Origin of the sequence: Paraburkholderia sp. HD33-4, assembly GCF_021390635.1 — a bacterium.
Lineage (GTDB): Bacteria > Pseudomonadota > Gammaproteobacteria > Burkholderiales > Burkholderiaceae > Paraburkholderia.
This window is the reverse complement of record NZ_JAJEJS010000002.1, coordinates 1,211,587-1,225,088: the sequence shown is the minus strand read 5'-3', so window position 1 is coordinate 1,225,088 and position 13,502 is coordinate 1,211,587. Positions and strand designations below refer to the sequence as shown.

Below are 13,502 nucleotides of genomic sequence, written 5' to 3'. Positions count from 1 at the left end.
AGCCGCGCATTCAAGACCGGCCGTATAACGGCGGCGTCTTCTCCCGCTTCACGCGTCCTTGAATTGAGCCGGCCGTTTCTCGACAAACGCTCGCATACCTTCGGCGGCGTCCGCCGTTCGGTACGCGAGCGTCGACAAATCGGCTTCGACGCGAAGCCCTTCTTGCAGATCGACGTCCAGCGCGCGGCGAACGGCGTCCCGTGCGAACGAAGATGCGCACTTGCTAAACCCGATAAAACGCTCCGCGTATTGCGCGCCCATCGCTTTCGGGTCGCCGCCTTCGACGATCGCATTGACGAGACCGATGCGCTCAGCCTCCTCCGCTCCTACCGTGCGGCCGGACATGACGATGTCCAGCGCGCGCGACTGACCGACGAGGCGCGGCAAACGTTGCGTGCCGCCATAGCCAGGGATGAGCCCCAGCTTGATTTCCGGCAACCCGAGCTTCGCCTTCGAAGTCGCGATTCGAAACGTGCAGGCCATCGCCAGCTCAAGGCCGCCGCCGAATGCATAGCCGTGGATGACCGCGATCGACGGCATGCGCAAGCGATCCAGCTTCGCGAATACCGACTGTCCGAACAACGCGCCGTCGCGCTGGGCCACGAGGTCCCGGTCCATCAGTTCATGGATGTCGGCACCAGCGCAAAACGATTTTTCACCCGCTCCTGTCACGACGAGCGCCCTCGCATCGCTACGGCCGACTTCGTCGAAGGCTTGGGACAGATCCTCCAGCAAGCCGAAGTTCAACGCGTTGAGCGCCTCCGGCCGGTTCAACGTGATATAGGCGATCTGTCCGCCCACTGTGATTTCAATTGACATCTTCGCTTCCCAAGGGCAGTCGAGCACGCTCGACGGATGAGTTTTCGCTCTTCAATGTGATGTCCTCAAATCTGTGCGACCAGTTCGGGCACTAACTCGAAGATGTCGCCCACGAGCCCATAATCGGCCACGCCGAAGATGGGCGCTTCCGGGTCCTTGTTGATGGCCACAATCACCTTCGAGTCCTTCATGCCGGCGAGATGCTGAATCGCGCCCGAGATGCCGCATGCGATATAGAGTTGGGGGGCGACGATCTTGCCGGTCTGCCCCACCTGCAAATCATTCGGCGCGTAGCCGGAATCGACCGCGGCGCGGCTCGCGCCCAAGGCGGCCTGAAGCTTGTCGGCAAGCGGCGAGAGCAGCGTATCGAATTGCGCCTGCGAGCCGAGGCCGCGCCCGCCAGACACGACGATGCTGGCGCCCTGCAGTTCCGGCCGCTCGCTTCGCGAGATCTCCGAGCCGACGAAAGTGCTCTTCGCAGCGGGCGGGACCGCGGCAATCGTCTGCACCGCGGAGGAGGACTCTGTTTGCCGCGCCGGGTCGAACGCCGTGGGACGCACTGAGATGACCTTGATGCGGTCGCTGCTCTCCACCGTGGCAATCGCATTGCCCGCGTAGATCGGGCGCTCGAACGTATTCGTGCTCACGACGCGCGAGATATCACTGATCTGGGCGACATCGAGTTGCGCGGCGACACGCGGGGCGACGTTCTTGCCGTTTGCTGTCGCAGGAAAAAGGATGTGGCTGTAGTCGGCCGCGATCGCCACCACCTGCGCAGCGACCTCTTCGGCCAGACCGTGCTCGAACTGTGCGGCGTCCGCATATAGCACCTGGCTCACGCCTTCGATGTGCGCAGCTGCTCGCGCAGCTGCGTCCGCACCGTGTCCGGCGACGAGGAGGTGAATATCGGTGCCACACGCGGTGGCCGCCGTGACCGTGTTGAGCGTCGCACTCTTGATCGACGCGTTGTCGTGCTCGGCAACTACGAGAATGGTCATGACTTATCCGTGGTCTGACTAGTTGAGTTGAACCGGAAGCCTGCGCACACGAAGGCGACGTCGAAGCATCGCGCATTGCATGTGCATGCTTCGTATAGCCGCGCTACGGTTCGGGCGCTTGCCGTGTCCGGAAGACACAAGTGAAAAAGCAACGATTGGGCCAATCTGCCGTTAGACCGTCAAAGCCCGTCCAGACGAGACTTTGCGTGCGTGGCGCGACGGACGGCTGCCTTTGGCGCAGACACTGTGTTGTCGCGATTGACACCGGAAGCCGGGGAATCGCCCGCCGCCGAGGATAGCCTTGGCCTTCAAATCACCCCCTCGTCGCGCAAGCGCTGATACTCGTCGGCCGGCATGTCGAGCCATGTGCTCAGCACGCTCTCGCTGTCCTCACCGAGTCGTGGCGGCGCCTTGCGGTAGGTGTGCGCATTGCCGTCCACGTGAATGCCGAGTCCCACCTGAGGGATCGGCGTCTCTCCACGCTCGATCGCGTAGAAGAAGCCGCGCCGGCGCAACTGCTCATCGCCCGCGACCTCGTCGAGCCGGTTGATCGGGCCGGCCGGAATGCGCGCTTCGCGGAACACCTCCAGCCAGTAGTCGCGCTCGCGCGTGCCGATGACCGACTGGATCTTCGCGACGATCTCCTCGCGCAGACCCCGCCTCGCACTGTTGCTCGCGTAGCACGCCTGCTGCGCGACCTGCGGTTCGCCCAGCGCGCGCCAGAACCGGCTCCAGATGCCGTCGTTGCCCAGACCAATGGTGAGCGGCGCATCGGCGGCCTGGAACACCTGATAGACGGCGATCACACTGTCGCGCCCGCCCGAGCGGCGCGGCACTTCGCCCGAGCCGAGATACGGCACGAGGCGCGGGGTCATGAAGCGCGTCATGCTCTCGATCATCGAGACGTCGATGCAGTGTGCGCGCCCCGTGCGGTTGCGGTCGATCAGCGCGGCGAGCACGGCGAGCGCCGCATCGGTGCCCGCGAGCAGGTCCGCGGCGGGTGTGCCGACTTTCTGTGGCGCGCCGTCGGCCTCGCCGGTGAGATCCATCACGCCGCTGTAGCCCTCGGCGATCAGGTCGTAGCACGGCATCTCGCTGCGCGCGCCTTCGAGCCCGAAGCCGGAAATGGAGGCATGCACGAGGCGTTCGTTGACGGACTTCAGGCTCGCGAAATCGATGCCGAGCTTGCGCTGTACCGCAGCGGTCTTGTTGACCACCACCACATCGGCGCACGCCACCATGCGGCGCAGCACCTCCAGACCCTCGGGTTTGCCGTAGTCAAGCGTGAGGCTGTGCTTGTTGCGGTTGATGCTCAGGAACCACAGCGATTCGCCGTCGAGGAACGGCGGCCCCCAGGCGCGCACGTCATCGCCCTGGCCGGGTGATTCGATCTTCACGACCGTGGCGCCGAGATCGGCGAGCAGCAAGGTGGTGTAGGGGCCGGAGACGGAGGTGGTCAGGTCGAGCACGCGCACGCCATCGAGCAGGTTCAGCGTGGCGCCTTCGCGCGCGGGAGGCAGACGGTCTTGATGGGTCATGGTCATTGGCATTGGGGGTTCGCTTGGCTGCCTGTCAGGGCAAGTCCTATGCCATTGCGTCCTTGCTCAAAGGCCAACGGTTAGCGCAGTGACGTTTCATCAGACAGCCGGCACGCAGCACCCTGCGCATCATCGGGCATGCATGCACGCCCCACGGTGGTCCGGCGCATTCACTGTCTTCACAGCGGACAGACTTTTGTCCACCCGGACTACAAGACGGCTCATCGGAATCGCGGCAAGCGCATTCCTTTGCAGTCGGTGGCCGCTGCGATTGACCGACGTCGCCCGACAGCCGCTCTGAAAAAAATGGCATGGCCTTTGCATGAATGGCGCACTCCCTGGCGACGAAGCTACGAAGCCTGGAGGAACCCTGTCAATGTACGGACCGCCTGCCTCATCTGCGATCCTCACCAAGGAGCCACTGAATGACCTTGAACTCCACGTCCGATTCCGCGCGTGTCTACAAAGCGGTACCGCAGCTCGCGCGGATCCGCGAGCAGGTTCTGCTCGGCGATGTCTGGAAGCAACCAGAAATGGCTTATCGCGACCGGATCCTCGTCACCTGTGGTGTGCTCGCCGCGACGGGCAAGCTCGACGAGTTGAAGGTGTGGATGAGCCGCGCCGTAGAGAACGGCGTTACGCACGACGAACTCCGCGGCCTGGTCGTGCAGGTCACGTTCTATGCCGGCTGGCCTGCAGGACTGTGCGCGGGCAAAGCTGCGCTGCCCTTGATCGAAGGCGACACCGACAGCGGGCAAACCGGCTAAACCGCGCTTGAGTTTGAAGCACCGTCGCAGGCACTTGATTCCTGCGACGGACTGACCCAGAGGTGATACGTGCAGATTGGTTATATCGGATTGGGCGCGATGGGCGGCGCACTTGCGCGCAGACTGCTGCTCACGCATCCGCTAAGCATTCTCGATCTCGATCGCGACGCAGTGGCCGCCTTCGAAAAGCTCGGCGCGTCAGCCGCAACTTCCGCCGCGCAGATGGCACGGAGCTGCGACGTGATCATGATGTGCCTGCCACGCTCGGCAAACGTCAAACAGGCGATTTTCGGCGACGGCGGCTTGCTGGAGGGGTTGTCCGCGGGAAAGATCGTGATCGATCAGACGAGCGGTGATCCGGCTCAGACCGCGGCGATGGCGAAGGTTCTCGCGCAGCACGGCGTCACGATGCTCGACGCGCCGGTATCCGGAGGGATCAGCGGCGCGCTGGCGGGAACGATCGCGATTATGGTGTCCGGTCCCCGCGCGGGCTATGAAGATGCTCGGCCTGCGCTTACGTCCATCAGTCCCAACGTCGAGTATGTAAGCGAGCGCATCGGCGATGCACAGGCTCTCAAACTCATCAACAACGCGATGAGCGCCGGCTGCCGTCTCGCGACGCTGGAAGCCGCGGCGCTGGGCCGAAAGCTCGGACTTCCGCTCACCACCATCGCGGAAGTGCTCAACCGGGGGCCGGGGCGCAACAAGGCATCGAAGGTGATGTTGCCCGCTCTCATCGAAGGCAAACCATCGGCGGGAAGCTTCGCATTGTCGTTGATGCTCAAGGATCTGAACCTGGCGACGGGACTCGGCATGAAATGCGGTGCACCGATGCCTATTGCCAATGTCGTGCGCGCATTGCTTCAGACCGGCGTGAACACGCTCGGTGATAAGGCGTTGCTTGAAGACACGGTCCGCATGGTCGATTCGATGGCCTGCACACATATCGCCAATGCGCCATCCGCCGCGTAACGAGCTCGGCTTACGGAGAATCCTCGAAATGAATGTGGCCTACATAGGTTTGGGAGCATGCGGGGCGGCCTTCGCACGGCGGCTGGCAAGTTCGTACCAGACCCAGGTGTATGACGTCCATGGTCCGTACATGCAGGCGTTCGGTGTGACCGATGCGATTTACGCCAGCGACCTTCCCTCACTGGCAAGCGCCTCGAACGTGATCCTGCTCTGTCTGGCGGATCAGGATCAGGTCGAAGAAACCCTGTTCGGCCCGACCGGACTCGCCCGAGCGCTCAATCCCGGCACACTCGTCATAGATCAGACAACGGGCGACCCGGACAGAGCACGCGCTTTAGCCGCGAAGTTGGCAGCGGCGCACGAAACCATCATGATCGACGCGCCGACGTCCGGAGAACCGGATGACATCGCGGCGGGTACGGCATGCCTCATGTGCGGCGGTCCGCAGGCAGCAGTCGAAGCAGCCAGGCCGATTCTGGCTACGCTTAGCGATAGCATCGTGTATTGCGGGGAGACGGGAAACGGACATGCGGCGGCGCTTGTCAGTCACGCCGTGGCCCAGTGCAACCGGTTGATCACTTATGAAGGGGCATCGCTCGCCGTGAAGTACGGCCTCGACCTCGGTATCCTCTCGGCTGTCATCAACAAGAGCGGCGCATGGAATGGCGCTTCCGAACGGGTGTTGCCGGTGCTCGCATCGGGAGGCCACGCGTCGTGCCGGCCCCTCGCGCAAGCGACGACGGACTTGCAAACGGCGACCCGTGCTGCAGTCGGGTGCGGTGCGCCGATGTTCATCGCGAATGCCGTGCGCAGTTTGATCGAAATTGCAAGTAATGACGCGGAGTCCGCAGCCGGTGTGGACGAAATCGCGCACCTGTTCGAAAAAATGGCAGACATCAGGTTTGCGGGTGCATAACTCTCAGGCCGACTGGCAGAGGCTCACGAAGCCAATGACCGGCTTGATGGACGAAGAACAAGCCACAACAGGCAAACACGAAGCATAGGATGGAGACATGAGCAAGAAAATGAGCGCACGCCGCGTACTCGCGGCCACCTGCATAGGGAACTTCGGGGAGATCTATGATTTCGCCGTCGTCGGATTCTCGATACCGGTCCTCGCCAAACATTTCTTTCCGGGCACTGATGCGACCGCCGCTGTTTTGAGCGTCTTCGCCGCCTATGCCGTCGCGTTCTTCGCGCGACCGCTCGGCGGACTACTGTTCGGCTTCCTCGCCGACAAGTTGGGGCGCATCAGGATATTGAGCACGACGGTGATCCTGATGTCTGTCGGTACTGCCTTGATTGGGGTTTTGCCGACTTACGAGACCATCGGCATCGGTGCTCCGATCGCGTTCGTGCTGTGCCGGATCTTGCAAGGCCTTGCGATGGGCGGCGAAACCACCAACAGCACCAGCTTCATTCTCGAATGGTCGCCTGATCATCGCCGGGGCTGGTACCAGGGCGTAAACTGGTTTTTCTCGTTCTGCCCAAATGCTTTTACTGCGCTCTTCGTGCTCGGCATGCAGTATGGAATGGGCCACGCGTATGGCGCCTGGGGATGGCGCATTCCGTTCCTCGTGGGCGGATTGGTCGGTGTCGTCGGCTTCTGGCTTCGCCGCAAATTGGACGATCCTGAGGAATACAAGCAAGCCGCAAGAGAAACTCCCGTCGAAAACCCGTTGCGCGCCGCATATCGCACAGGAATGCGCTCGATGGTCCAGGTGGTCATCATCGAGATCGTGCTCTCCGTTGGCGCTTATATCCTGCTTGGCTTCATGTACACGTTCCTCGTCAGACAGGCAAAGCTCGACTCGATCCTCGCGCTGACGACCAACGCGGCCGCCATTATGGTCATGTCGTCATTTCTGGCGATTGCCGGCGCCTTGAGCGACCGCTTCGGCCGAAAGCCGATCATGACCCTCGGTGCCGCGTGGGTGGCACTCGCAGCGTATCCCGCGCTACATATGGCCGCCTCGGGAACCTTCGCCGGTGCGCTCATTGGGCAGATTCTCCTGGCAATCGGCGTCGGAATCTACTCCGGAGCTGCGTTCATCACCATGCCCGAACTCTTCCCGACGGCATACCGGGCGACCGGTCTGTCGATCTCCTACCAGCTTGCGGTCGCCGTATTCGGGGGGACTACGCCTTTGGTCGCGACATGGCTCGTCGCCGTCTCTGGCTCGCCACTCGCGCCGGGTGTCTATACTGCCGCGGCTGGTGTCATCGGCCTCATCCTCATTCAATGGGTCCCGGAAACGCGTTGGACTCGGCTCCGCACCTCGGTTGAAGACCTGTCCACCGACGATGGCGCAATGCACGCCGAGCGCTCGAGCCCGCGCCATCCGTGAGCTGACAACCAACGGCTCGCCGCTTCTGCGAGCCGTCTTCTCAAAGCCGCCGATCACACCTCCAGGCTAAAGACATGAATCGCATACAGTCGTCGTCTGTCTTCGGTCAGACTCAGCGCCCGGACGAGCAGTGGCTCGCCCTCGCCTCCCCCGAAGAACCGTTGTCGCCGGAACTGCCGATCGTCGATCCGCACATGCATCTCTGGCATCACAAGAGCGGCTATCAGTATTTTGTCGAGCATTTTGCGCGCGACCTTGCCGCCTGCGGACACAACGTCGAGGCGACAGTCTTCGTTGAATGCAATGCCATGTATCGCGCCGGGGGACCTGAGCACCTGAGATGCGTCGGTGAAACCGAATTTGCTGTCGGCATGGCTGCAATGGGCGCAAGCCAAAAATACACATCGGCGCGCGTCGCGGCGGGTATCGTCGGCTTCGCCGATCTGACGCTCGGCGAACGCGTAACAGAGACGCTGCAAGCGCATGTTGACGCCGCGAACGGCCGCTTTCGCGGGGTGCGTCAGCGGGCGAAATGGGACGCGGACCCGATCGTGCGCGGCCCGGTTAGCGCGGACCGCGCGCAGCTATACCTCGAACCTTCCTTCGGCAAAGGCATCGATGTACTCACCGAGATGGGCCTTTCGTTTGACGCGAGCATTTACCATCCACAACTCCCCGATGTGACCGCGCTCGCTCGTGCACATCCCGACGCGAGCATCGTGTTGATCCATTCGGGGAGTCCGGTTGGGCACGGCACATACGCCGGAGACGAGAACAAAAACCACGCGGACTGGCTTGCGGGCATGAAAGAGTTGGCGTCCTGTCCGAATGTCACCGTGAAGATGGGTGGCCTCTTGATGAATCTCGCGAACTTCGACTTCACGACCGCCGTCGCGCCGCCGAGTTCGGTCGAACTGGCGCGACTCTGGAGACCCTATATCGAACCGTGCATCGAAATGTTTGGCGCGCAACGCTGCATGGTCTCCTCCAATTTCCCGGTGGACAAAGCGGGTTTCGGCTACGGGACAGTTTGGAACATGTTCAAGCACATCACTGCCGGATGCTCGGCGGCGGAAAAGCAATTGCTCTTTAGCGAAACCGCAAAACGCGTCTACCGGCTGAACGACATTGCGCGTTGAGCTGCCCGATTGGCTGCCCGATTGGCTGCCTGGGTGGTTCCCGTTCACGGACGGCAACGAGTTGTGTACGGAAAATCGACATCTGTTCGCGGCAACGACAACAACCGGCGAAGCCGCTCTTCCTGTAGCACGGCGCTTCAGTGCATGACACGCGGCGCGCGTCTGGCACCGAAGTTGCGACATGCAGGTCCGAGAGGAATCAACAAAACAACCTTCAATCAGGAGACGAATCAATGTTCGATTCGAGAGAAGCGACCGTGGGCTTTGTGGGACTCGGCATGATGGGCGGCCCGATGGCCGAGAACATCATCAAAGCGGGACACTCACTCGTCGTGTGCGATGTAGATCCGCGCAAACTCGATCGGTTCGTCGCGCTTGGCGCAAGACCCGCGCAAAGTCCCGCCGATGTCGCCCGCCAGGCGAGCGTGGTCGTTTCCATGGTCGACACCACCGCGCAGGCCGAGCAGGTCATCACCGGCTCCGAGGGTTGCGCGGCGAGCGCACAGACCGGCGACGTAATCGTGAGTATGAGCACCATCGATCCCGTCGCGCTGAGAAGAATGCAGCAAACGCTCGCGGCGCACGGCGCCGACCTCATCGACGCGCCCGTCAGCGGCATGGAAAAAGGCGCCCGCGAGGGAACGCTGAAGGCGTTTGTTGGGGGTGCCCCCGAAGCCCTTGAGCGCGCACGTCCGGTCCTGAACGCGATGACCTCCGAGATCATTCATTTCGGCCCGATTGGACAAGGCACGACGATGAAGCTCATCAACAACATGCTCGTTCAGGTCGCATGGATTTCCATCGCCGAAGCACTTGCACTCGGCGCCAAGGCGGGGCTCGACCCGAAACAGATGGTAGAGACGATCGGCAATGCGACCGGCAATAGTGTCGCTTTCCAGTACTCCGCGCCGCGCATCCTTGCGCGCGACTTCGATGGCATCCGCATGGACATCACCTACAAGGACATCGAACTGCAAACTTCGCTCGCAAAATCGCTTCAGTGTCCGATGTTCCTCGCCAATGTCGCGCAACAGGTCTACCAGATGGGCCGCGCCGCCGGGCTAGGCAGCGAGGACGGCGGCAGTGCCATCGTGAAGATCTATGAGCAGATGACTGGTGTGAAAGTCACCGGCTGACCTGACCCACAGTAAAGATGAAGTCGCCAGAATCCATCCGAATTTCCATATAACTTCGCATTCCAGAATAGATATACGTTGCGCGAGAAGACCAGCCATGAAACGACTTAATGCAGCTTTTCTGACGATCGCCCTCGCGATCTCAGCTTCCACGTCCCACGCCGAAGGCGCCGCCTATTCGGACAACGTGATCCGCATCGGCGTCATGAACGACCGCAGCGGACCTTACGCAGACCTCAGCGGCGAAGGTTCAGCGATCGCAGCGCGCATGGCCGCCGAAGAATTCGGCAATAAGGTCAATGGTGTACCCGTCGAGATCGTCACCGCTGATCATCGCAACAAGCCGGACATCGGGGCCGCGATCGCGCGCAAGTGGTTCGACGCGGACGGCGTTGACGTCATCGTCGACATCGCCAACTCGGCGGTCAGTCTCGCTGTTAACGGCCTCGTCAAGGACCGCAACAAGCTCGTCCTCCACAATTCCGCGTCGAGCGAATTGACAGGTAAGGCATGCAATCCCCACTCGGCGCAGTGGCAATACAGCGTCTATGCTGCGGCGAGCAACGTCGTGACCAAACAGATGGTCGACAGCGGTATGAACACTTTCTTCATCATCGCGGTGGATTACGCACTGGGTGAGTCGATCTCGAAGGACTTCAAGGCCGCCGTCGCGCGCGCCGGCGGCAAGGTCGTTGGTGAAGTGCGCCATCCGCTCAATACCACGGATTTCAGTTCCTACCTTTTGCAGGCACAAGCCTCTGGCGCCAAGGCGGTGATGCTGGCGGACGCCGGTTCGGATCTTGTAACGGCAGCCACCCAGGCGCAGGAGTTCGGACTCACGCCGAAAGTCCAATTGCTGGCTGGCGCGCTGACCAAGGATGTCGTCCGCTCGGCTGGTCTCAAGGTGATGCAGGGCATGCAGACGATGTCCTGGTACGAGATGTACCGCGATGATGCGTCGAAGGCCTGGGCGAAGAAGTTCGCCGAGCGCAACAAGGGCAAGACACCTACCGAACTTCAGGCTTCGACCTACTCGGCGGTACGCAGTTACCTTAAAGCAGTCCAGGAGGCCCACACGGACGATGCTGACGCCGTTATGGCCAAGCTCAGGACGATGAACATCAACGATGCGTTTGCCGCGAACGGGCACGTACGTCCCGACGGGTTGATGTCGCACGACATGTATCTCGTTCATATCAAAGCGCCGAGCCAGTCGGTAGGGGAAGGTGACTACTCGAACGTGCTCAAGACCATCAAGGGCGATGACGCGAATATCCCGCTCTCACAGAGCGAATGTCCGTTGGTGAAGAAGTGATCGCCGCTGGCACGAGCAAAACGACGCAGGAGACCAAGCATGCAACCTAGCCCTCTTCAACCCATCGGAGAGCGCCGCGCCGTCCATGGAACCGGGCACGAAGCCGCAGTCGCCGCGACGCTCATCAATGACGAAGAGCCGATCCTTGCCGCCACTGGTCTGACCAAATCGTTCGCGGGCATGGTCGTCGTAAAGGGCGCGAGTCTCTCGGTGAAGCGCGGCAGCATTCACGCGCTGATCGGACCGAACGGCGCGGGTAAAAGCACGATGTTCGGCATGTTGTCCGGCTTTCTGCGGCCGACGAAAGGCCGCATCGAGTTCGAGGGGGTGGACATCACGCGCGAGAGACCTGAGGCCGTTGCACAACGTGGTCTGGTCCGCTCCTTCCAGATTTCGGCCGTGTTCGGTCATTTGAGCGTTCACGAAAATGTGCGCGTGGCGTTGCAGCGTCACGCGGGCATGGCAAGCCAATTCTGGCGATCGGACGCGTTGCTTGAACGACTCGACGAGCGCGCCGACGAGCTGCTGGAAATGGTGAACCTGTCGGACTATCGCGACGTCCCCGCGGTGAACCTTAGCTACGGACGCAAACGCAGTCTTGAAATCGCGACCACCTTTGCCGTCTCGCCAAAACTGTTGCTGCTCGACGAACCGATGGCGGGCATGGGCCATGAGGATATCGACCGGGTTGTCTCTTTGATCCGCCATATCGCCGCTGGCAGGACCATTCTCATGGTCGAACACAACCTGTCTGTCGTTCGCGACCTGTGCGACACGATCACGGTATTGCAGCGCGGTGAAGTGATCGCGGAAGGCGACTATGCAACGGTCTCGAACAATGCGCGGGTACGCGAAGCCTACATTGGCACGGAAGAGGATGATTGATCATGTCGAATGCCATGACCGCGTTGCAAATCGACCGGCTCGAAGCCTGGTATGGCGAGAGCCAGGTGTTGTTCGGTGCGTCGCTCGACGTGCGTGAAGGCGAAACGGTGACGCTGCTCGGCCGCAATGGCGCGGGCAAGACGACCACGTTGCGAAGCATCGTCGGGCTCGTGCGCCGCCGCAAAGGCTCCGTCACGCTCGGGCGCTCGGATTTGCTCGCCCTCCCTGTTCACAAGGTTGCCCAAACCGGCATTGGCTACGTGCCCGAGGAACGGGGCATATTTGCGAGCCTCTCTGTCGAAGAAAACTTGCGCCTGCCGCCGAAGATCGCGGAAGGTGGCCTGTCTGTCGCCGAGATCTTTCGCATGTTTCCCAATCTCGAGGAGCGCCGGGACAGTCCCGGCACGAAACTCTCGGGAGGGGAGCAGCAGATGCTGGCGATTGCGCGCGTGTTGCGCACCGGCGCGCGCCTTCTGCTGCTCGACGAGCCAACGGAAGGTCTCGCACCCGTCATCGTCCAGCGCATCGGTGACTTGTTGCGCGACCTCAAAAGCCGGGGCTACACGATATTGCTCGTCGAACAGAATTTCCGCTTCGCTGCGAAGCTCGCCGATCGCTTCTTCGTGATGGAAAACGGCAAGATCATCGACGCGCTGACGTCCGCTGAACTCAAGACGCGCGCGAGCGCGCTTCATCAATACCTGGGGGTCTAGCCATGAACGCGTCGGCACTCGCCGGGCAGCTTCTTGTCGGCCTGATCAACGGCTCCTTCTATGCGATGTTGTCGCTTGGAGTAGCCGTTGTCTTCGGCTTGCTGCACATCGTCAATTTCGCGCACGGCACACTCTATATGCTCGGCGCATTTCTGGCATGGCTCGCCTTGCAGCAACTCGGACTGAGCTACTGGACCGCATTGATCGTCATTCCCCTCGTGGTTGCCGCGATCGGCGCACTAATCGAGCGATCCATGCTGTCGAGGCTCAAGGGCCTCGATCCGATCTACGGCTTTCTTCTCACTTTCGGCATCTCGCTCTCGGTGGAGGGCTTGTTCACCTATTGGTTCGGCTCTTCCGGCAGACCCTATCCGCCGCCGGAATTGCTGCGCGGCGGGTTGAACCTCGGCGTGGCGTTCCTGCCCGTCTATCGGGTCTGGATCGTGGTTGCCTCGCTGTTCGTTTGTACGTCGACCTGGTTTTTCATTGAACGGACTCGTCTCGGCGCGACGATGCGCTCCGCCACGGAAAATGCACCGCTGGTGCAGGTCTTCGGCGTCAACGTGCCATTGCTCGTCACATTGACATATGCCGGGTCCGCTGGCCTCGCCGCGTTGGCCGGTGTGCTAGCCGCTCCGGTGTTCCAGGTGAGTGCGCACATGGGATCTCAATTGCTCATCCTCGTTTTCGCGGTCGTCGTGATCGGCGGGATGGGATCGATTCTAGGCGCGGTCATCACGGGCTACGCGCTCGGGATCATCGAGGGCATTACCAAGTTTGTATATCCGGAAGGTGCGAGCATCGTCATCTTCGTCGTGATGGCCATCGTGCTGCTGCTCAAGCCGGGCGGTTTATTTGCGAGGAGTCGCTGA

13 protein-coding genes are annotated in these 13,502 nt (G+C 61.6%); 10 read left to right on the top strand and 3 right to left on the bottom strand.

The window, feature by feature from the left end:
• Positions 1–48: 48 nt before the first annotated feature.
• The 3 genes from L0U84_RS25420 to L0U84_RS25410 form a co-directional block, all read right to left on the bottom strand.
• Entirely contained in the window at positions 49–819 is a 771-nt protein-coding gene (locus tag L0U84_RS25420) for an enoyl-CoA hydratase/isomerase family protein (protein WP_233853763.1), read from the bottom strand.
• 65 nt (positions 820–884) lie between these two features.
• Positions 885–1,817 (bottom strand): electron transfer flavoprotein subunit alpha/FixB family protein, encoded by a 933-nt coding sequence (locus tag L0U84_RS25415; protein ID WP_233853761.1) that lies wholly within the window; start codon positions 1,815–1,817, stop codon positions 885–887.
• Between the two features lie 308 nt (positions 1,818–2,125).
• On the bottom strand, positions 2,126–3,355 hold the full coding sequence (locus L0U84_RS25410) for a CaiB/BaiF CoA transferase family protein (protein WP_233853760.1): 1,230 nt from the start codon (positions 3,353–3,355) through the stop codon (positions 2,126–2,128).
• A gap of 425 nt (positions 3,356–3,780) precedes the next feature.
• Between L0U84_RS25410 and L0U84_RS25405 the strand changes: the two genes are divergently transcribed.
• The 10 genes from L0U84_RS25405 to L0U84_RS25360 all read left to right on the top strand — a co-directional run bounded on the left by L0U84_RS25405 (position 3,781) and on the right by L0U84_RS25360 (position 13,502).
• Positions 3,781–4,122, top strand: a complete 342-nt coding sequence (locus tag L0U84_RS25405) for a carboxymuconolactone decarboxylase family protein (RefSeq protein WP_233853759.1) — start codon at positions 3,781–3,783, stop codon at positions 4,120–4,122.
• Positions 4,123–4,191: 69 nt separating this feature from the next.
• A complete protein-coding gene (locus L0U84_RS25400; protein WP_233853758.1) occupies positions 4,192–5,094 on the top strand; it encodes an NAD(P)-dependent oxidoreductase in 903 nt (300 codons plus the stop codon).
• A 28-nt stretch (positions 5,095–5,122) separates the two neighbouring features.
• The gene (locus L0U84_RS25395) at positions 5,123–6,010 is read left to right on the top strand and encodes an NAD(P)-dependent oxidoreductase (protein ID WP_233853757.1); all 888 of its coding nucleotides are present in this window, start codon (positions 5,123–5,125) and stop codon (positions 6,008–6,010) included.
• Between the two features lie 97 nt (positions 6,011–6,107).
• Entirely contained in the window at positions 6,108–7,442 is a 1,335-nt protein-coding gene (locus L0U84_RS25390; RefSeq protein WP_233853756.1) for an MFS transporter, read from the top strand.
• A gap of 161 nt (positions 7,443–7,603) precedes the next feature.
• Entirely contained in the window at positions 7,604–8,581 is a 978-nt protein-coding gene (locus tag L0U84_RS25385) for an amidohydrolase family protein (RefSeq protein WP_233853755.1), read from the top strand.
• A 233-nt stretch (positions 8,582–8,814) separates the two neighbouring features.
• On the top strand, positions 8,815–9,717 hold the full coding sequence (locus tag L0U84_RS25380) for an NAD(P)-dependent oxidoreductase (protein ID WP_233853753.1): 903 nt from the start codon (positions 8,815–8,817) through the stop codon (positions 9,715–9,717).
• A 97-nt stretch (positions 9,718–9,814) separates the two neighbouring features.
• The gene (locus tag L0U84_RS25375) at positions 9,815–11,032 is read left to right on the top strand and encodes an ABC transporter substrate-binding protein (protein WP_233853751.1); all 1,218 of its coding nucleotides are present in this window, start codon (positions 9,815–9,817) and stop codon (positions 11,030–11,032) included.
• Positions 11,033–11,212: 180 nt separating this feature from the next.
• Positions 11,213–11,917, top strand: a complete 705-nt coding sequence (locus L0U84_RS25370) for an ABC transporter ATP-binding protein (RefSeq protein ID WP_233856793.1) — start codon at positions 11,213–11,215, stop codon at positions 11,915–11,917.
• Between the two features lie 2 nt (positions 11,918–11,919).
• On the top strand, positions 11,920–12,630 hold the full coding sequence (locus tag L0U84_RS25365) for an ABC transporter ATP-binding protein (protein ID WP_233853750.1): 711 nt from the start codon (positions 11,920–11,922) through the stop codon (positions 12,628–12,630).
• Between the two features lie 2 nt (positions 12,631–12,632).
• A complete protein-coding gene (locus tag L0U84_RS25360; RefSeq protein WP_233853749.1) occupies positions 12,633–13,502 on the top strand; it encodes a branched-chain amino acid ABC transporter permease in 870 nt (289 codons plus the stop codon).

Excerpts from the sequence above, each read along its gene's own strand:
- L0U84_RS25420 (WP_233853763.1), bottom strand. The coding sequence starts at position 819 with ATGTCAATTGAAATCACAGTGGGCGGACAGATCGCCTATATCACGTTG.
- L0U84_RS25415 (WP_233853761.1), bottom strand. The coding sequence starts at position 1,817 with ATGACCATTCTCGTAGTTGCCGAGCACGACAACGCGTCGATCAAGAGT.
- L0U84_RS25410 (WP_233853760.1), bottom strand. The coding sequence starts at position 3,355 with ATGACCCATCAAGACCGTCTGCCTCCCGCGCGCGAAGGCGCCACGCTG.
- L0U84_RS25405 (WP_233853759.1), top strand. The coding sequence starts at position 3,781 with ATGACCTTGAACTCCACGTCCGATTCCGCGCGTGTCTACAAAGCGGTA.
- L0U84_RS25395 (WP_233853757.1), top strand. The coding sequence starts at position 5,123 with ATGAATGTGGCCTACATAGGTTTGGGAGCATGCGGGGCGGCCTTCGCA.
- L0U84_RS25390 (WP_233853756.1), top strand. The coding sequence starts at position 6,108 with ATGAGCAAGAAAATGAGCGCACGCCGCGTACTCGCGGCCACCTGCATA.
- L0U84_RS25380 (WP_233853753.1), top strand. The coding sequence starts at position 8,815 with ATGTTCGATTCGAGAGAAGCGACCGTGGGCTTTGTGGGACTCGGCATG.
- L0U84_RS25375 (WP_233853751.1), top strand. The coding sequence starts at position 9,815 with ATGAAACGACTTAATGCAGCTTTTCTGACGATCGCCCTCGCGATCTCA.
- L0U84_RS25370 (WP_233856793.1), top strand. The coding sequence starts at position 11,213 with ATGGTCGTCGTAAAGGGCGCGAGTCTCTCGGTGAAGCGCGGCAGCATT.
- L0U84_RS25365 (WP_233853750.1), top strand. The coding sequence starts at position 11,920 with ATGTCGAATGCCATGACCGCGTTGCAAATCGACCGGCTCGAAGCCTGG.
- L0U84_RS25360 (WP_233853749.1), top strand. The coding sequence starts at position 12,633 with ATGAACGCGTCGGCACTCGCCGGGCAGCTTCTTGTCGGCCTGATCAAC.